We start from the raw sequence: 16,689 nt of genomic DNA on the forward strand, positions 1-16,689 counted from the left end.
CTCAGGCCTGGCCGGTGGCCGGCGCTGCGGCATTGTGGGAAGCATGCGGCTGGGGCGACTGCAACGACGGCAGCACCTCGTCCGGACCCTTGCGGATCGCCTTGAGCATCAGCTTGATCTCGACCACGATCAGCGCGGTGTAGATCGCGGTGAAGCCCGCCAGGGTCAGCACGATCTGGTGCAGCGCCAGGCCCGATGCTGCATAGAAGGTCGGCAGCACGCCATCGACCGCCCACGGCTGGCGACCGTACTCGGCCACGAACCAGCCACACTCGATGGCGATCCACGGTGCCGGCAGCGTCCACAGCGCCAGCTTGAGGAACCACGGCTTGTCCTGGAAGTTGTTGCGGCAGGAGTAGTAGAAGGCCAGTGCGAAGAAGGCGATCAGGTAGAAGCCCAGGCCGGCCATCACGCGGAAGGTCCAGAACAGCGGCATCACGCGCGGCACCGTATCCATCGCCGCCTGCGAGATTTCCTGCGGGGTGGCGTTGAGGATGTCATCGCGGTAGCGCTTGAGCAGCAGGCCATGGCCGAGGTCCTGCCAATGACGGTCGAACATCTCGCGTGCTTGAACGTCGTTCTTGTTGGCGCGCAGGCGTTCCAGTGCACCGTAGGCCAGCTGGCCGCCACGCACGCGGTGCTCGGCACGCTCCACCAGTTCCAGGATGCCCGGAATCGGCTGGTCCAGCGAACGGGTGGCGATCAGGCCCATCAGGTACGGAATCTTCACCGCGTAGTCGTTCTGGTGGGTTTGCTGGTTGGGGATGCCGAAGGCGGTGAAGTCGGCCGGCGCACGCTCGGTCTCCCACATCGCTTCGATCGCAGCCAGCTTCATCTTCTGGTGCTCGCTGGCGGCATAACCGCTCTCGTCACCCAGTACCACCACCGACAGCGAGGACAGCAGGCCGAACGCCGCGGCCACGGCGAACGAACGGCGGGCCAGGTCCTTGTGCTTGTTGCGCAGCAGGAACAGGGCGCTGATGGACATCACGAACACCGCACCGGTCACGTAGCCGGCACTGACCGTATGCACGAACTTGGCCTGCGCTACCGGGTTGAACACCACGGCCATGAAGTCGACCACTTCCATGCGCATGGTTTCCGGGTTGAATACCGCACCGGTCGGGTTCTGCATCCAGCCATTGGCCACCAGGATCCACACCGCCGACAGGTTGGTGCCCAGCGCCATCAGCCAGGTCACGGTCAGGTGCTTGACCTTGCTCAGCCGGTTCCAGCCGAAGAAGAACAGGCCGACGAAGGTGGCTTCCAGGAAGAACGCCATCAGGCCTTCGATGGCCAGCGGCGCACCGAAGATGTCACCGACGTAGTGGCTGTAGTAGGACCAGTTCATGCCGAACTGGAATTCCATGACGATGCCGGTGGCGACGCCCATGGCGAAGTTGATGCCGAACAGGACGCCCCAGAACAGGGTCATCCTGCGCCAGATCTCCTTGCCGGTCATCACGTACACGCTCTCCATGATGGCCACCATGAAGGACAGGCCGAGGGTGAGCGGTACGAATAGGAAGTGGTACATCGCGGTCAGCGCGAATTGCAGCCGCGACAGTTCTACGACTGTCTGATCAATCATGGCCTGGCTACCTCGTTGGATAGTGCCGTTGCAGGTGGCGGGAAGGGTGGTCTACGACGTGAATGATGTGACCGACTACTTCAGAAAGCCTTGATCCAGATCAATGTATGAACAGGTGCCCCGGTCGATCGTATGCCAACCTGATGAAGACTGCGACCGCCGGCCGCAGGGGCGGGCTGTTGCCTGCGCCTACAATGCCCTGTCTCCCCCGTTGACCGTGAAGACCCCTTGAGCGCTGCCGAAACGACTTCCGCCAGCCTGTCCCCGGACGCTGAAACTACCCGTCAGCGGCGCGCGCGCACGGCCTGGCTGGCCGATCTGGCGCATGCCGCACGCGGCCGCCAGCGCTTGGCAGCGTTGTGCATCAGCGTGTCAGGCGCGTTGCTGATCGGGCAGGCCGCCAGCATCGCCTGGTTGGTGCAGCAGGTGCTGGTGGAGCGCGCCGCGCTGGCATCGGGGCTGCCGGCACTGGGCGTGCTGGCGCTGATTCTGGTGTTGCGCACCCTGTTGGGCAGCGCCACGCAGGCGGCCGCCGGCGATGTGGCCGATGCCGCACGGCTGGCACTGCGCGAGCGTGTGTTCGCACGCCTGCTGGGCCATGGCCCGCTGTGGCTGCGCCAGCGCCGAATCGGCGAGCTGGGCGAACTGATGTTGCATCACGGCGATGCGATTGAGAATTACTACAGTGGTTTCCTGCCGGTACGCACCGAAGTGGTGGTGGTACCGCTGCTGATCCTGGCCGCGGTGGCCTGGGTCGACTGGGTGGTGGCGCTGATCCTGCTGTTCACCGCGCCGCTGGTGCCGTTCTTCATGATGCTGGTGGGATGGGGCGCCGAGGCGGCCGGCCGTGCGCAGCTGGGCGAGCTGGCGAGGATGAGTGGCCATTTCGCCGACCGCATCAAGGGACTGGGCCTGCTGCGCCTGTACGGCCGCGGCGAGGCGGAGCTGGCGGGTGTGGAAGCGGCCGCCGAAGGCGTGCGGCTGCGGACCCTGAAGGTACTGCGCATCGCGTTTCTGTCGTCCACGGTGCTGGAATTCTTCGCCTCGGTGAGCGTGGCGATGGTGGCCTTGTACCTGGGCCTGAGCTACCTGGGCATGATGTCGCTGCACGCGAGCGTGCCGAGCCTCGGCGCCGGCTTGTTCTGCCTGCTGCTGGCGCCGGAGTTCTACGCCCCGCTGCGGCGCTTGGCCGCGCACTACCACGATCGCGCCAATGCACTGGCCGCGGCCGCCGAAGTGGAGCGCCTGCTGCAGTCGCTGCCGGAAGAGCAGGGCCTGATCGAAAGCGAGAGCACGCCGCTGGCGGTGGAGCCGGCCGAGGCCGCGTTGCCGCCATTGCAGGCGTGGGGCCTGGCACTGCGCCCGCTGGGGGCGCCTCAGGATGTGCTGCAGGATCTGGACGTGCTGCTGGAGCCGGGCCAGCGGCTGGCTCTGGTCGGCCCCAGTGGCAGTGGCAAGAGCACGCTGCTGGAAGCGCTGGCCGGTTGGCTGCCGCCGCGCGCCGGTAAACTGCAGTTGCGCCCCGGGCTGCAGGTGGCCTACGCCAGCCAACGCCCGTACCTGTTCCACGGCAGCATCGCCGACAACCTGCGGCTGGCCGATCCCGGGGCCACCGACGCGCGCCTGCGTGCGGTTGCCGAGGCCGCGCAGGTGCTGCAGTTCGCACAGCGCCTGCCACAGGGCCTGGACACGATGATCGGCGAACGCGGCTTCGGCCTGTCCGGTGGCGAAGCACGGCGCATCGGCCTGGCCCGCCTGCTGCTGCGTGATCCGCAGGTGCTGCTGCTGGACGAACCCACCGCGTTCCTCGATGCCGATACCGAGGCGGCACTGCTGCGCAGCCTGGCCGCGTATGCGCGCGGGCGCAGCGTGGTGGTGGCCACCCACAGCCCGACCGTGATCGCCTGGGCCGACCGCTGCCTGCTGCTGCCGGAAGGTCGCCTGGTCGAACCGGCGCAGGCGGTGCGCGCATGAACCGTTCGCCCGATTCCCTGCGCGCGGTGTTCCTGCGCCATCGGCCGCGCCTGCTGCTGACCGTGCTGCTGTTGTGGACCACGATGCTGGCCGGCACTGCACTGCTGGGCCTGTCCGGTGGCTTCCTCACCGCTGCTGCGCTGGCCGGTGCGGCCGGGCTGGGCCAGGGCTTCAACTTCTTCTCACCGTCTGCGGGCATCCGTGGCCTGACCATGGCCCGGATCGTGTCGCGCTACTTTGAAAAGCTGGTCGGCCACGATGCCACGCTGCGCATCGCCCGCGATCTGCGCGTGTGGTTCTTCCGCCGCGCGCTGCCGCTGGCACCGGCCCGGCTGGGTGCCACCCGTACCGGCGAACTGCTGGCGCGCCTGCTCGGTGACATCGGTGAGGTCGATGGCCTGCTGGTGCGTGCCATCGGTCCGCTGGTGGCCTTGGGCGGATTGTCGCTGGTCGCAGTCGTTTCGGCGGCGATGATCCTGCCGTCGGCGGCACTGCTGCTGGCGCTGCTGGCGCTGCTGATCGCCTTTGGCGTGCCGTGGCTGGGCGTGCGTGGCCACGATGCTGAAGAGGCCGATCGCGCCGCGCATCGCGCCGCGCTGCGTACTGCGGCCTTCGAAGGGCTGGAGGGCGCGGCTGATCTGGCCGCGCTGCATGCCGATGCAGCGTGGCAGCTAAAGGTGCGCGTCGCCGCCAAGCAGTTGGCCTCGCGCGACCGGCGCCGGCGCTGGCGGCTGATTGCCGGCTCCACGCTGCACGGCCTGGTCGCCGGGCTCGGGCTGGTGGCGATGCTGGCACTGGCCCTGCATGCGGCCGAACAGCAGCGCATCGCGGCGGCAATGGCGGCGGGCCTGGTGTTCCTCACCGTCGCGCTGATCGAGTTGTGGGCCGGCATGGGGCTGGCCTGGCAGTCGCTGCAGTCCGGGCGCATCGCCGCCGATCGCCTGCAGGCCGTTGTTGAGCAGCCGCCGGCCGTGGAGGACCCGCAGGCACCGCAGCCGGTGCCGCAGGCGGCGCGCGTGCACTGGGATGACGTGCATTTCCAGTGGCCGGGTGCAGCGCGGCCGGTGCTGTCCGGTGTGCAGCTGACCCTGGCGCCGGGCGAACGCATCGCGATTCGCGGCGACAGCGGCAGCGGCAAGACCACGCTGTCCAGCCTGCTGCTGCGCCTGTGGGATCCGCAGCAGGGACGGCTGACCTATGGTGGCCGCGATCTGCGCGATTTCGCCCAGGCCGAGTGGCATCGGCAGCTGGCCTGGTTGCCGCAGAACGCACCGGTGTTTGCCGGCAGCGTGGCCGAGAACCTGCGATTGGGTGATCCCGATGCCAGCGACGCAGCGCTGTGGGCGGTGCTGCGTCGGGTGCGGCTGGGCGAATGGGCCGAGCACAACGGTGGCCTGCAGACCTGGGTGGGCGAGAATGGCGCGACGATGTCGGCCGGTCAGGCACGGCGACTGGCGCTGGCCCGCGCACTGCTGCGCAATGCGCCGATCCTGCTGCTGGACGAACCGACCGAAGGCCTGGACGTGGATACCGCACGCGCGCTGTTGCAGGATCTTTCGGGGTTGCTGGACGGTCGCAGCCTGGTGATGATCACCCATGACGAACTGCCCGAGGGCGTGGTCGATGCGCAGTACCGGTTGCGCGACGGGGCTCTGGTCGGCGAAGCGTGAACCGGTAGTGCCGGCCGCTGGCCGGCAACCTCATGGCGCTTGATACGGACACGGAATTGCCGGCCAGCGGCCGGCACAACCGATTGCGGGGGTTACCGCGAGAACTCGCGCAGCATCACCGCGATCGAGGCGACGTTGGCCAGTACGCACAACCAGAACGCCCATTGAAATGCCGCCTTGCGGTGCTTGTGGCGGAACACGGCCTGGCCCAGCAGCGCGCCGGGCCAGCCGCCGGCAAAGGCCAGCAGCTGCAATGTTCGTTCTGGAATGCGCCACTGCTTTCGCTGCGCCGCGCGCTTGTCATGGCCATACAACCCGAACGACACCGCACTGGCCAGCAGGCACCAACCGCCCAGCCACAGCGGCAGGACATCGCTGATCATCAGCGCGATCAAGGCACCGAACGCGGCCAGTGCGAGGTGACGCCGCCACGCCACTTACAGCGCGTCGAGGAAGTCGCGCACGGCCGGGCCGAATCGCTCGAAATCGACCAGGAACGCATCGTGGCCCTGGGGCGATTCCAGGCCGATGAAGCGCGCCTCAGCACCGCCGGCACGCAGGCCGTCGGCGACCTGTTGCTGTTGCTGCACGGGGAACAGGATGTCGGTGTTGGCGCCGATCGCCAGCGCCTTCTCCACCCGGATCTTCGCCAGCCCTGCAAGCACGTCGCCGCCGGCATACTCGGCCAGGTCGAACCAGTCCATCGAGCGGCTCAGGTACAGGTAGCAGTTCGGATCGAAGAAGCGCACGAAGCGACGCGCGTGTCCTTCCAGGTAGCTTTCCACCTGGAATTCGAGGCCGAACGGGTCGTCGTCGGCCTGGTCCGAATCCAGCCGCACGCGGCCGAAACGACCGTCCCATTCCAGTGCCGAACGATAGGTGATCACGCCCAGCTTGCGCGCCATGCGCATGCCGCACTCGGGGTACTCGGCGTCGTCGTAGTGGCCACCATTCCAGCGCGGGTCGAGGCGGATCGCCTCGCGTTGCAGCGAGCGGATCGCAATCGAGAACGGCAGTGCCTGCGCGCTGCCGGAGATGTTGATGTGACTGCGTGCGATGCCCGGGTGCAGCATCAGTACGGCCAGCGCGGTCATGCCGCCCATCGAATTGCCAATCACGCAGGCCAGTTGGGTGATGCCCAGCGCCCGCACGACCTCGACCGCAGCACGGGCACCGTCTTCGATCGACAGTTCGGGGAAATCGAGGCGGTAGGGCTCACCGCTGGCCGGGTTGAGCGAGGCCGGGCCGGTCGAGCCCTTGCAGCTGCCCAGCGAATTGACGCACACCACGAACCAGCGGTCGGTATCGATCGGCTTGCCCGGCCCCACCATCGCTTCCCACCAGCCCGGTGCCGGATTGGCGTCATTGGCGGCGGCATGCGCGTCCGGCGACAGGCCGGTCACGATCAGGATCGCATTGCTGGCGTCGGCCGCCAGCGTTCCCCAGGTTTCGAAGGCCACGCGTGCGTCATGCAGGGCGCCGCCGCGCTTGAACGGGAACGGAGAGGGCAGGGCGTGGAAACGGGTGCCGGGCGGGATGAATTCGGTCATGCGGGCATTCTAGCGGGGCTGCATGTGGAGCTGGCGACACGCTGGTTTCCATCGGCACTACCGGGCGACGCGTTACGGGAAGCGCAGCTCCACAACACCGTCGTGGGGCAGGCTCACCTTCACCGGTACGCTCTGCAGGTCGTCGTCGCTGCGATTGGCGCTGCCGCTGCGCGAGATGCGCGCGACCACTTCCACTTCGCGATGGGCGGACAGCGGTGCGGTCGGCATCGGGCTGTCACCGTCGCCCAGCCCGACCGTGGCCGGGAAGCCGGCCAGTGGCAGCTTGCGTGCGGCCACCGGCATTGGCGGCCCGCCGACGGCACGGGCCAGCACGAAGACCTGGGTGCTGGCCGGCCACTCGGTGCCCTTCAACGCAGGCAGTTGCACACGCACCTGCAGCAGCGCCGATGGCGACGCAGGCGCAGCATCGGGCGCCTGGCCGGCGGCCTCGCGCGCGATGGCGATCTGCGCCTGCAACGCCTGCGCGGCGCCGGGCTCCAGCCGTGGCAGCAGGCTGCTCCAGACATCAGCGGCCTCGGCATCGCGGCCACGCTGGCGCAGGGCGATGCCCAGCAACCAACTGGCCCGCTCCGCGTCGGGGGCCAATACCCGAGCCTGCTGCAACCAGGCCACCGCGGTGTCATCGAACTGCTTGGCCGGCTCGGCCTGGGCGCGCGCCTGCGCCGCTTCCACCAGCACGCCCGGATCATCGGGAGCGAGCGCTGCGGCGCGCGCAAACGCCGCCGCCGCTGCGGGAGCGTCACCCAGTTCGGCCTGCGAACGGCCCAGCAGGACCCAGCCATCGGCACGCTGCGGATCGCGCTTCAGCGCGTCCTGCAGGGCCTGCACCCCGTCCTGCAAGGTCGCCACCGTGGCCGCTGGTTTCAGCTGCGCAGCGCGCGGATCGCCCACCAGCACATACAGGCAGGCACCGGCAACGGCGAGCGCGAGCACAGCCACGACGAACCCTTTGCGGCCGTGGTGGCGCAGTGGCCACAGCACCAGCACTGCCATCAGTGCCGCCACGGTTCCGGCCACTGTCGGCAGCCACAGGTTCACCAGCCATCTCCTTCATCGCCCTTGCTGGCTGGCGCGGCAACCATCGTGCGCCCGCGGCGGCGGACGATGCCCAGCACCACCAGCGCACCGGCGCCCAGTACCAGCAACGGGCCGCCCCACAGCAGCCAGGTACCCGGCTGCAGCGGCGGTTGGTACAGCACGAACTCGCCATAGCGCACCACCAGGAACTGCTTGATCTGCGCATCGTCGTGGCCCTGCTGCATCAGCTGCAGCACCTCACGGCGCAGGTCCTGGGCAATCTGGGCATTGGAGTCGGCCAGCGACTGGTTCTGGCACTGCACGCAGCGAAGCTGCGCGGCCAGCGCGTGGAAGCGGCGTTCTTCGGCGTCATCCTGGAACTGCAGCGGCCGCGGATCGTGCAGCGGCTGCTGGGCCAGCGTGGCCAGTGGCAGCATCAGCAGCAGCACCAGCAGCCAGCGCATCGGATTACGGTGCCGTATGCAGGGTGGTGCCGGCATTGCCCTGCGCCTTTTCGATCTTTTCCAGCGCCGGAATCAGCTTCTCGTCGATCACACCCTGGGTCATCGCACCGCTGTACTTCCAGCGCACCACGCCACTGCCATCGACCAGGAAGGTCTCCGGCGCAGCGGTCACGCCCCAGTCGATCGCGGTACGCCCCTCGACATCGCTGAGCACCACCATGAACGGATTGCCCAGCTGTTCCAGCCAGTGCAGCGCGTCAGTCGGGTCATCCTTCCAGTTGTAGCCGATCACGCGCACGCGCTTGCTCTCGGCGAAACGGGTCAGCACCGGGTGCTCCTCGCGGCAGGCCGCGCACCAGCTGCCCCATACGTTCAGCAGGTAGGGCGCACCGCGCAGCTCATCGCTGCGCACGATCATCGCCGGGTCGTGCAGCACCGGCAGCGCGAACGCCGGCGCCGGCTTGTCGATCAAAGCCGAAGGCAGCACGTCCCGCTGCGGGTCGCCCGATTTCATCACCCCATAGATCATCAGCCCGAGCAGGCCGAAGAAGAACAGCACGCCGATCACGATGGCTACCGGCGGCAGCGGGCGGGAGGGGCGCGGGGCGGGGGACTCGGACATGGAAACTCCTACGGACGACGGAAACGGCGGTCGGCGGCGGTGATGAATCCGCCCAGGGCCATCAGCAGCGCGCCCAGCCAGATCCAGCGCACGAACGGCTTGATATGCACCCGTACCGCCCATGCATTGTTGCCCAGCGGCTCGCCCAATGCCACGTAGACATCGCCGTCGAAGCGTGCATCGATGCCGGCCTCGGTCATCACCTGGCCGCCGCTGGCGTACTGGCGCTTCTCCGGGTGCAGCAGGGCCTGCTCACGGCCGTTGCGGAACACCCGCAGATGACCGCGGTCGGCGATGAAATTCGGCCCTTCGCGATGGTCCACGCCCTCGAAGCGCACTTCGTAGCGGCCGACCATCAGCTGCTGGCCCGGCGCCAGCGCCACCTCGCGCTGCACATTCAGGGCTTCGACCAGCAGTGCACCCGCCAGGAACACCGCGATGCCGGTGTGGGCAACAATCATGCCGAGCATCTCGGCGGTGAAGCGGCCATTGCCGCGCAGGCGCTGCCAGACGAAGCGCGCGGTGCCGAGCCCGACCCAGGCGGCGGCGGCCACACCGATGCCGGCCTTCCAGCCGTTCTGCGGCGCCTGCCACCAGGCCAACGCACCCAGCACCACCGCCAGGCCCAGCCACGGTGCCAGCAGCGCGAAGGCGCGCGAGGGCTGGTCACGCTGCCATTTCACCAGCGGGCCGAACGGCAGCAACAGGATCATCGGCGCCATCAGCAGCAGGAACAGGCTGCCGAAGTAGGGCGGGCCGACCGAGATCTTGCCCAGCGACAGCGCATCGGCCAGCAGCGGATACAGCGTGCCGAGCAGCACCATCGCGCAGGCGGTGGCCAGCAGCAGGTTGTTGGCCAGCAGCAGGGTCTCGCGCGAGGTGGCGGTGAAGCCGCGGCGTGGATCGTCGGCGTCCACGCCCAGCTGGCTGGCACGCAGCGCATACAGCAGCAGGCTGCCGCCCACCAGCACCGACAGGAACACCAGGATGAACAGTCCGCGTGAGGGATCGGCGGCGAACGAATGCACGCTGGTCAGCACGCCGGAGCGCACCAGGAACGTGCCCAGCAGCGACAGCGCGAAGGCGGCGATCGCCAGCAGCAGGGTCCAGCTGCCGAAGGTGCCACGCTTTTCAGTGACGGCCTGCGAGTGGATCAGCGCCGCGCCCACCAGCCATGGCATGAAGCTGGCGTTCTCCACCGGATCCCAGAACCACCAGCCGCCCCAGCCCAGCTCGTAGTAGGCCCACCAGCTGCCCAGTGCGATGCCGAGGGTCAAAAAGCCCCAGGCCACGTTGGTCCACGGCCGCGTCCAGCGCAGCCAGCGCGCATCGATGCGGCCTTCCAGCAGTGCAGCCACGGCGAAGGCGAACGGCACCGCGAAGCCGACGTAGCCCAGGTACAGCATCGGCGGGTGGATGATCAGGCCTGGGTCCTGCAGCAGCGGGTTGAGGTCGCGGCCTTCCAGCGGCGCCGGGTTCAGGCGCAGGAACGGATTGGAGGTGAAGATGAGGAACGCGAGGAAGCCGACGCTGACGATGCCCATCACCGCCAGTACGCGGGCCTGCACCGGTGCCGGCAGGTGCCGCGAGAACAGCGCGACCGCGCCGGTCCACAGTGCCAGCACCAGCGCCCACATCAGCAGCGAGCCTTCGTGCGCGCCCCACACCGCCGAGTAGCGGTAGATCATCGGCAGCAGCGAGTTGGAGTTTTCGGCCACGTAGCGCACCGAAAAATCCTGCTGCACGAACGCGGCGGTCAGCACCGCGAACGCGCCGGCGAGCAGCAGCAGCTGCGCGAAGGCGGCCGGTCGTGCCACTGCCATCCATGCCGTGTTGTTGCGATGTGCGCCGACCAGCGGCAGGCCGGTCTGCAGCAGCGAGGCCAGCAGCGCGCACAACAGCAGGATCTGACCCAGTTCGGGCAGCACTCAGCGCACCTCGGGTGCCGGTACCGGCACGTCGTGCTTGCGGTGGGCGTCGCCCATCTTGTCGGCCACTTCCTTCGGCACGTACTTCTCATCGTGCTTGGCCAGCACTTCGTCAGCGACGAAGGTGCCGTCCTGCAGGCGGCCGCTGGCGACCACCGCGGTGCCTTCGGCAAACATGTCCGGCAGGATCCGCGAGGTGGTCACCGCCAGCTGCGCGTCGCCGTCGGTCACCTCGAAGCGTGCCTCCAGCGAGCCGGGCGGACGGTTGAAGGAGCCTTTCACCACCATGCCGCCGAGGCGGAAGCGCGACTGCGCATCGACATCGCCGCGCAGGACTTCCGAGGGGGTGTACAGGTAGGCGATGTTGCGCTCCAGTGCCATCGCCACCAGTGCGGTGGCCAGGCCGGAGGCAAGCAGGGCCAGCAGCACCCATGCCAGGCGGCGGCGCTGGACCGGGGTCATCGTTCCAGCTCCGTCGACAGTGACGCGGCCGTCTCCTGCTTGCCGGCACGGGTCTGCTGGCGCTGCTGGCGGGCCAGCGCCAGCCGGCGTGCCACGCGCAGGCGCAGCCACGAACCGAGGGCATCGGCGCTGAGCACCAGCACGAACACCGCGTAGGCGCCGATCACATAGGGCAGGTGGGTCATGGCTGGGCCTCCCGGGCCGGGCGTTGCGGTTCGACGCGGCCACCGATCCAGGCCTTGCCGGCCTCGCGGTCGAGATTGTCGGCGCGCGCCTTGGCCAGCACCGAACCGGCGAACCAGAACTTGGTGCCGATCACCATCCACCACAGCGGCGCGATCATTGCGCTGCTGATCGCCGATTCACCGAATACGCTGATCGACTGGCGCTGGTGCAGGCCGCCCCACCAGTCCACCGAATAGCGGATCACCGGCAGCAGGCTGACACCGACGATGGCCAGCAGGCCGGCCGCGCGCGCTGCGCTGCGGCGGTCCTCGATGGCGTGGTACAGGCCGATCACGCCCAGATACAGGAACAGCAGCACCAGCTCGCTGGTCATGCGCGGGTCCCAGTCCCACCAGGTACCCCAGGTGCCCTTGCCCCAGATGCTGCCGGTCAGCAGGGTGATCAGGGTGAAACCGGCGCCCATCGGCGCGCAGGCCATGGCAAGGATCTCGCAGACCTTGATCCGCCAGATCAGCGCGATGGCCGCATACAGCGCCATCAGCGCGAACACGAACAGGCTCATCCAGGCGCTGGGCACGTGGATGTAGAGGATGCGGAAGCTGTCCAGTTGCTTGGCTTCCGGCGGCACCACCAGCAGCGCCTGCCACATGCCGACCAGCAGTACCGGCACCGCCGCGAGGTAGAACACCCGCGACCAGCGGGCAGCGAAACGGTCGAACGTGGGAGGCGAACCGAGTTGGTGGAACCAGCGGACAAACGGATTCATGCGTGGCGGCTATCCAGCAGGGGTGGATTGGCTCTCAGCTCGGTCAACTCAGAGAAATGCGTATTGCAGCGGCAGTGGCCAGCGGCGCCAGCACCAGCGCGACCAGCAGTCCGGCGCCCAGCAGCAGCAGCGCACCGACCGGATCCTGCCCGCGTCCGGCGGCCGCCAGGCTGCCGGCGCCGAACACCAGCACCGGCACGTACAGCGGCAACGACAGCAGCGCCACGAGAATACCAGAGCGCCGGATGCCGACGGTCAGCGCGGCGACCACGCCACCGATCAGGCTCAGCAACGGCGTGCCCAGCAGCAACGATGCCAGCAACATCGGCAGTTGGTCATGCGGCAGATGCAGCATTTCGGCCAGCAGCGGGCTGACCACGATCAGCGGCAGCGCAGTGGTGGCCCAATGCAGCAGCACGCGCACCAGCACCAGCCAGGCCAGCGGCACCGGCGCCAGCAGCCATTGTTCCAGCGAGCCATCCTCGGCGTCGGAGCGGAACAGCGAATCCAGCGCCAGCTGTCCCGCCAGCAGCACCGCCAGCCACAGCACCGCACCGGCGGTGGCGCTCAGCAGTTTCGGTTCGCGGCCCTGGGCCAGCGCGAACAGCACCACCACCAGTACTGCAAACAGCAGCGGCTGCAGCGCATCCCCGCGGCGGCGCCAGAGCAGGCGCAGGTCGCGCTTGAGCAGGGCGCCTGCGGTCTGCCACAGGCCCGGTTCTGTGCCCGGCGCGATCATGCGGCACCGCCGAGGTCGAGCTGGCGGGTACGCACCGGCGGTGCGGCATAGGCGCCATGGGTGGTGACCAGCGCAGCGCCACCGGCGCGCAGGTGCGCCGAGATCATCCGGTTGACCAGGGTGATGCCCTCCAGGTCGAGGTTGGCGTAGGGTTCGTCGAGCAGCCACAGCGGCGCCGGCGACAGCCAGATACGCGCCAGTGCCAGCCGCCGCTTCTGTCCGGCCGACAGGTGCCGCACCAGGGTGTCCTCATAACCGGCCAGGCCGACGATGGCCAGTGCGTTGCCGGGCATCTGCCGCGCGCGGCGCCCATGCAGGCCACACAGAAAGTGCAGGTTCTCCAGTGTACCGAGGTCCGGCTTCAGGGCAGGCAGATGGCTGAGGTAGGCGACATAGCGCGCACGCTCGGCATTGCTGGCGGGCCTGCCGTCGATCCGCACCTGGCCGGCGCCGGGCCGGGCCAGGCCGGCCAGCACGCGCAGCAGGGTGGTCTTGCCGGCGCCATTGCCGCCCTGCACCAGCAGGGCTTCGCCGGCGTCCACATGGAAGTCCAGCGGGCCGAACACCGGCTCGTCATTGCGGGAGAAGCTCAGGCCGCTGGCAGCCAGCAATGCAGGGGTGTTCAAGGGGCAGGGGTCTTCATGCCGGAGTGCGGTGGCAATTGTAGCCGTGAATTCACAGGGTAGTGCCGGCCGCTGGCCGGCAGATGCGGCCAAGCGTCGCAGAGTGGCCGAGGTTGCCGGCCGGCGGCCGGCACTACCGAAGCAGGGATTGCGTAAACTCAGGGGCTGTCTCCCCATATCCCCAGGCCGATGCAACCCACCACCAAGCTGCCCAAGGTCGGTACCACGATCTTCACCGTGATGTCCCAGCTCGCCGCCGAACACGGCGCGGTCAACCTGGGCCAGGGGTTCCCGGACTTTTCCGCGCCGCAGCGCCTGATCGACGAGACGGCCAAGGCGATGGCCGCCGGGCTCAACCAGTACCCGCCGATGACCGGCGTCGCGCCGCTGCGCCAGGCCATCGCGCAGAAGTCGCTGGACCTGTACGGCGCCACCATCGACCCGGACACCGAAATCACCGTCACCAGCGGCGCCACCGAGGCCATCTTCAATGCCATCCACGCCGTGGTGCGTGCCGGCGAGGAAGTGATCGTGCTCGACCCGGCCTATGACTGCTACGAGCCGGCGATCGAGCTGGCCGGGGCCACCGCCGTGCACGTGCCGCTGGACCCGCAGACCTTCGCCGTGGACTGGGACCGCGTGCGCGCGGCGATCACCCCGCGCACCCGCATGCTGATGGTCAATACCCCGCACAACCCGTCCGGTGCGATGCTGGACGAGGCTGACATGCAGGCGCTGGCCGCGCTGCTGCGCGGCACGCAGATCTACCTGATTTCCGATGAGGTGTACGAGCACATCATCTACGACGGTCGCCGCCATGAATCGGCGCTGCGCTACCCGGAACTGCGCGAGCGCGCGTTCGTCATCTCCAGTTTCGGCAAGACCTACCACTGCACCGGCTGGAAGATCGGTTATGCGATCGCCCCGCCGGCGCTGACCGCCGAGTTCCGCAAGGTGCACCAGTACAACACCTTCACCAGCTTCGGCCCGGCACAGTACGGTTTCGCCGCGATGATCCGCGACGAACCCGAACACCACCTGGAGCTGGGCGCGTTCTACCAGGCCAAGCGCGATCGCTTCCGTGAGCAGCTGGCCAGCACCCGCCTGAAGGCGCTGCCGGTGCCGGGCGGCTACTTCCAGCTGGTCGACTATTCGGCGATCAGCGACCTGCCGGACCACGAATTCGTGAAGTGGCTGACCATCGAGAAGGGCGTCACCGCCATTCCGCTGTCGCCGTTCTACGAGAGCCCGCCGGCCGGCCAGCGCCTGGTGCGCCTGTGCTTTGCCAAGAATGAAGCAACGATGGACGCGGCGATCGAACGCCTGCGCCTGCTGTGAGCGGAGGCACGGACATGCAGGACCTGCGCATTTCCCTCGTCCAGGGCGACACCCGCTGGCATGACCCGGCCGGCAACCGCGCCTACTACGGCGCGCTGCTGGCACCGCTGGCCGGCACCACCGACCTGGTGATCCTGCCGGAGACCTTCACCAGCGGCTTCTCCAACGACGCCATCGCCCAGGCCGAAGGCATGGATGGGCCGACCGTGGCCTGGGTGCGCGAGCAGGCCAGGGCGTTGAACGCTGCGGTGATCGGCAGCGTGCAGTTGCGCGAGGGTGACGGCGTCTACAACCGGCTGTTGTTTGCCACGCCGGACGGCGAACTGCAGTACTACGACAAGCGCCACCTGTTCCGCTACGGCGGCGAGCACGAGCGCTATGCCGCCGGTCGCGAGCGCCTGAGCGTGGAATGGAAGGGCTGGCGGATCAATCCGCAGGTCTGCTACGACCTGCGCTTCCCGGTGTTCTGCCGCAACCGCTACAACGTGGAGCGGAGCGGGCAGCTGGACTTCGACCTGCAGATCTTCGTCGCCAACTGGCCGTCGGCGCGCGCCTATGCGTGGAAGACACTGCTGCGTGCGCGGGCAATCGAGAACCTGTGCTTCGTGGCGGCGGTGAACCGCATCGGCGTCGATGGCAACCAGCTGCACTACGCCGGCGACAGCGCAGTGCTGGATTTCCTCGGCCAGCCGCAGGTCGAGATCCGCGAACGCGAACAGGTGGTGACCACCACCATTTCGGCCGAAGCACTGGCTGCACATCGCGCGCGTTTCCCGGCGATGCTCGATGCCGATGCCTTCCATCTGGACGAGCAGGCCTGAAACAGCACGACGGCGGCTGAATGCCTGCCACGCAGCAGCGCGCGCCTGCATCCAACGTGCACGCGCGCGCTGCTAGATTCGCCGGCAGTCCGACCGAACTGGAAGTCCTGCCATGAACAAGCCCTTCGCCCTGCTGCTGGCCCTGTCCGCTGCAACGCTGGCCCCGGCCGCGCACGCTGCCGGCAACCTTGATTGCCAGCTGCGCTACAACCTGTCCGGCTGGTCACTGATCTACAAGACCGCCTCCGGCAATGGCACGGTGAGCTGCAGCAACGGCACCAGCCTGCCGGTGCGCATCGAAGTGAAGGGCGGCGGCCTGACCGTGGGCAAGTCGAAGATCACCAATGGCCGTGGCAGCTTCACCGGTGCCGTGAGCGTCAACGAGCTGCTGGGCACCTACGCCTCGGTTGGCGCGCATGCGGGTGCCGTGAAGTCCAGCAACGCGCAGGTGATGACCAAGGGCGACATCTCGCTGGCCCTGTCCGGCACCGGCAAGGGCTGGGACCTGGGCGTGGACGGCGCCGCCTTCACCATCAGCCGTCGCTGACAACAAAAAAGGGGACGGAGGGGATTAAGTCGTTTTTGCCACATTGTGAATTGGCGAGGCAGAAACGACTTAATCCCCTCCGTCCCTGTTTTACATCAGGCGCCGTCGGTGTTCGTGCGTACATTGAGTTTCCAGCGGATGCTGCCCTGCTGGGTCGAGTGCTGATGGTGCGACTGCGGCGGGAAGGGGTCGTTCTGATTGCTCGTGATCTCACGCCCGCAGCCAAGGCAGGCGTAGATACCTGAAACGGGAACAGTGTGGCCCGGGCCGTAGACTGTGTTCCACCAGGTATTGGTGGGATTTACCAATGTCAGCACAGAGCCGCTGGTATGCCATGCCATCGTCGTTTCCTTATGCGGTGAGAGGCTTG

18 protein-coding genes are annotated in these 16,689 nt (G+C 68.1%); 5 read left to right on the top strand and 13 right to left on the bottom strand.

What is annotated here, in order from left to right; genetic code table 11:
• Position 1: 1 nt before the first annotated feature.
• Complete coding sequence (locus tag ARC23_RS01350; RefSeq protein WP_057495551.1) at positions 2–1,591, bottom strand: cytochrome ubiquinol oxidase subunit I; 1,590 nt, start codon at positions 1,589–1,591, stop codon at positions 2–4.
• A 228-nt stretch (positions 1,592–1,819) separates the two neighbouring features.
• Between ARC23_RS01350 and cydD the strand changes: the two genes are divergently transcribed.
• On the top strand, positions 1,820–3,565 hold the full coding sequence (cydD, locus tag ARC23_RS01355) for a thiol reductant ABC exporter subunit CydD (RefSeq protein WP_057495552.1): 1,746 nt from the start codon (positions 1,820–1,822) through the stop codon (positions 3,563–3,565).
• A complete protein-coding gene (gene cydC, locus ARC23_RS01360) occupies positions 3,562–5,235 on the top strand; it encodes a thiol reductant ABC exporter subunit CydC (RefSeq protein WP_057495553.1) in 1,674 nt (557 codons plus the stop codon). The genes cydD and cydC overlap by 4 nt, the downstream gene beginning before the upstream one ends.
• A 92-nt stretch (positions 5,236–5,327) precedes the next feature.
• On the opposite strand, the gene ARC23_RS01365 is transcribed toward cydC, so the two are convergent.
• The 11 genes from ARC23_RS01365 to ccmA form a co-directional block, all read right to left on the bottom strand.
• Positions 5,328–5,672, bottom strand: a complete 345-nt coding sequence (locus tag ARC23_RS01365) for a DUF1294 domain-containing protein (protein ID WP_057495554.1) — start codon at positions 5,670–5,672, stop codon at positions 5,328–5,330.
• Positions 5,673–6,785 carry a homoserine O-acetyltransferase MetX gene (gene metX / locus ARC23_RS01370; RefSeq protein WP_057495555.1) on the bottom strand — a complete coding sequence of 371 codons (1,113 nt, stop codon included), beginning with the start codon at positions 6,783–6,785 and terminating at the stop codon, positions 5,673–5,675. It abuts the gene before it with no gap.
• A 72-nt stretch (positions 6,786–6,857) separates the two neighbouring features.
• Entirely contained in the window at positions 6,858–7,847 is a 990-nt protein-coding gene (locus ARC23_RS01375) for a tetratricopeptide repeat protein (protein WP_057495556.1), read from the bottom strand.
• Positions 7,841–8,287, bottom strand: a complete 447-nt coding sequence (locus tag ARC23_RS01380; RefSeq protein WP_057495557.1) for a cytochrome c-type biogenesis protein — start codon at positions 8,285–8,287, stop codon at positions 7,841–7,843. The genes ARC23_RS01375 and ARC23_RS01380 overlap by 7 nt, the downstream gene beginning before the upstream one ends.
• A gap of 4 nt (positions 8,288–8,291) precedes the next feature.
• On the bottom strand, positions 8,292–8,909 hold the full coding sequence (locus ARC23_RS01385; protein ID WP_057495558.1) for a DsbE family thiol:disulfide interchange protein: 618 nt from the start codon (positions 8,907–8,909) through the stop codon (positions 8,292–8,294).
• An 8-nt stretch (positions 8,910–8,917) separates the two neighbouring features.
• The gene (locus ARC23_RS01390; protein ID WP_057495559.1) at positions 8,918–10,837 is read right to left on the bottom strand and encodes a heme lyase CcmF/NrfE family subunit; all 1,920 of its coding nucleotides are present in this window, start codon (positions 10,835–10,837) and stop codon (positions 8,918–8,920) included.
• Positions 10,838–11,299, bottom strand: a complete 462-nt coding sequence (ccmE, locus tag ARC23_RS01395) for a cytochrome c maturation protein CcmE (RefSeq protein ID WP_057495560.1) — start codon at positions 11,297–11,299, stop codon at positions 10,838–10,840.
• Complete coding sequence (locus ARC23_RS01400) at positions 11,296–11,484, bottom strand: heme exporter protein CcmD (protein ID WP_057495561.1); 189 nt, start codon at positions 11,482–11,484, stop codon at positions 11,296–11,298. Before ARC23_RS01400 ends, ccmE begins: the two co-directional genes overlap by 4 nt.
• Positions 11,481–12,251 (bottom strand): heme ABC transporter permease CcmC, encoded by a 771-nt coding sequence (ccmC, locus tag ARC23_RS01405; protein ID WP_057495562.1) that lies wholly within the window; start codon positions 12,249–12,251, stop codon positions 11,481–11,483. The genes ARC23_RS01400 and ccmC overlap by 4 nt, the downstream gene beginning before the upstream one ends.
• A 43-nt stretch (positions 12,252–12,294) precedes the next feature.
• Positions 12,295–12,990, bottom strand: coding sequence for a heme exporter protein CcmB (gene ccmB, locus ARC23_RS01410; protein ID WP_057495563.1), 696 nt, complete (start codon positions 12,988–12,990; stop codon positions 12,295–12,297).
• Positions 12,987–13,616: a heme ABC exporter ATP-binding protein CcmA gene (gene ccmA / locus ARC23_RS01415; RefSeq protein ID WP_057495564.1), complete on the bottom strand. Its 630-nt coding sequence runs from the start codon at positions 13,614–13,616 to the stop codon at positions 12,987–12,989. The genes ccmB and ccmA overlap by 4 nt, the downstream gene beginning before the upstream one ends.
• Positions 13,617–13,802: 186 nt before the next feature.
• On the opposite strand from ccmA, the gene ARC23_RS01420 reads away from it, so the two are divergent.
• The 3 genes from ARC23_RS01420 to ARC23_RS01430 all read left to right on the top strand — a co-directional run bounded on the left by ARC23_RS01420 (position 13,803) and on the right by ARC23_RS01430 (position 16,319).
• On the top strand, positions 13,803–14,951 hold the full coding sequence (locus ARC23_RS01420; protein WP_057495565.1) for a pyridoxal phosphate-dependent aminotransferase: 1,149 nt from the start codon (positions 13,803–13,805) through the stop codon (positions 14,949–14,951).
• A gap of 14 nt (positions 14,952–14,965) precedes the next feature.
• A complete protein-coding gene (locus tag ARC23_RS01425) occupies positions 14,966–15,772 on the top strand; it encodes an amidohydrolase (RefSeq protein WP_057495566.1) in 807 nt (268 codons plus the stop codon).
• A 112-nt stretch (positions 15,773–15,884) separates the two neighbouring features.
• Positions 15,885–16,319 carry a hypothetical protein gene (locus tag ARC23_RS01430; RefSeq protein WP_014037831.1) on the top strand — a complete coding sequence of 145 codons (435 nt, stop codon included), beginning with the start codon at positions 15,885–15,887 and terminating at the stop codon, positions 16,317–16,319.
• A gap of 95 nt (positions 16,320–16,414) precedes the next feature.
• Here the strand turns inward: ARC23_RS01430 and ARC23_RS20235 are convergent, their stop codons facing one another.
• Positions 16,415–16,660: a protein L gene (locus ARC23_RS20235; RefSeq protein WP_080392985.1), complete on the bottom strand. Its 246-nt coding sequence runs from the start codon at positions 16,658–16,660 to the stop codon at positions 16,415–16,417.
• Between the last annotated feature and the right edge of the window lie 29 nt (positions 16,661–16,689).

This window comes from Stenotrophomonas beteli, assembly GCF_001431665.1.
Lineage (GTDB): Bacteria > Pseudomonadota > Gammaproteobacteria > Xanthomonadales > Xanthomonadaceae > Stenotrophomonas > Stenotrophomonas beteli.

What these genes read in the sequence shown, in the direction of transcription:
- ccmB (WP_057495563.1), bottom strand. Translation starts at nt 12,990, where the DNA reads ATGATCGCGCCGGGCACAGAACCGGGCCTGTGGCAGACCGCAGGCGCC.
- ARC23_RS01350 (WP_057495551.1), bottom strand. Translation starts at nt 1,591, where the DNA reads ATGATTGATCAGACAGTCGTAGAACTGTCGCGGCTGCAATTCGCGCTG.
- ARC23_RS01385 (WP_057495558.1), bottom strand. Translation starts at nt 8,909, where the DNA reads ATGTCCGAGTCCCCCGCCCCGCGCCCCTCCCGCCCGCTGCCGCCGGTA.
- ARC23_RS01400 (WP_057495561.1), bottom strand. Translation starts at nt 11,484, where the DNA reads ATGACCCACCTGCCCTATGTGATCGGCGCCTACGCGGTGTTCGTGCTG.
- ccmC (WP_057495562.1), bottom strand. Translation starts at nt 12,251, where the DNA reads ATGAATCCGTTTGTCCGCTGGTTCCACCAACTCGGTTCGCCTCCCACG.
- ARC23_RS01425 (WP_057495566.1), top strand. Translation starts at nt 14,966, where the DNA reads ATGCAGGACCTGCGCATTTCCCTCGTCCAGGGCGACACCCGCTGGCAT.
- ARC23_RS20235 (WP_080392985.1), bottom strand. Translation starts at nt 16,660, where the DNA reads ATGGCATGGCATACCAGCGGCTCTGTGCTGACATTGGTAAATCCCACC.
- ARC23_RS01380 (WP_057495557.1), bottom strand. Translation starts at nt 8,287, where the DNA reads ATGCGCTGGCTGCTGGTGCTGCTGCTGATGCTGCCACTGGCCACGCTG.
- metX (WP_057495555.1), bottom strand. Translation starts at nt 6,785, where the DNA reads ATGACCGAATTCATCCCGCCCGGCACCCGTTTCCACGCCCTGCCCTCT.
- ccmE (WP_057495560.1), bottom strand. Translation starts at nt 11,299, where the DNA reads ATGACCCCGGTCCAGCGCCGCCGCCTGGCATGGGTGCTGCTGGCCCTG.
- ARC23_RS01430 (WP_014037831.1), top strand. Translation starts at nt 15,885, where the DNA reads ATGAACAAGCCCTTCGCCCTGCTGCTGGCCCTGTCCGCTGCAACGCTG.
- ARC23_RS01420 (WP_057495565.1), top strand. Translation starts at nt 13,803, where the DNA reads ATGCAACCCACCACCAAGCTGCCCAAGGTCGGTACCACGATCTTCACC.
- cydC (WP_057495553.1), top strand. Translation starts at nt 3,562, where the DNA reads ATGAACCGTTCGCCCGATTCCCTGCGCGCGGTGTTCCTGCGCCATCGG.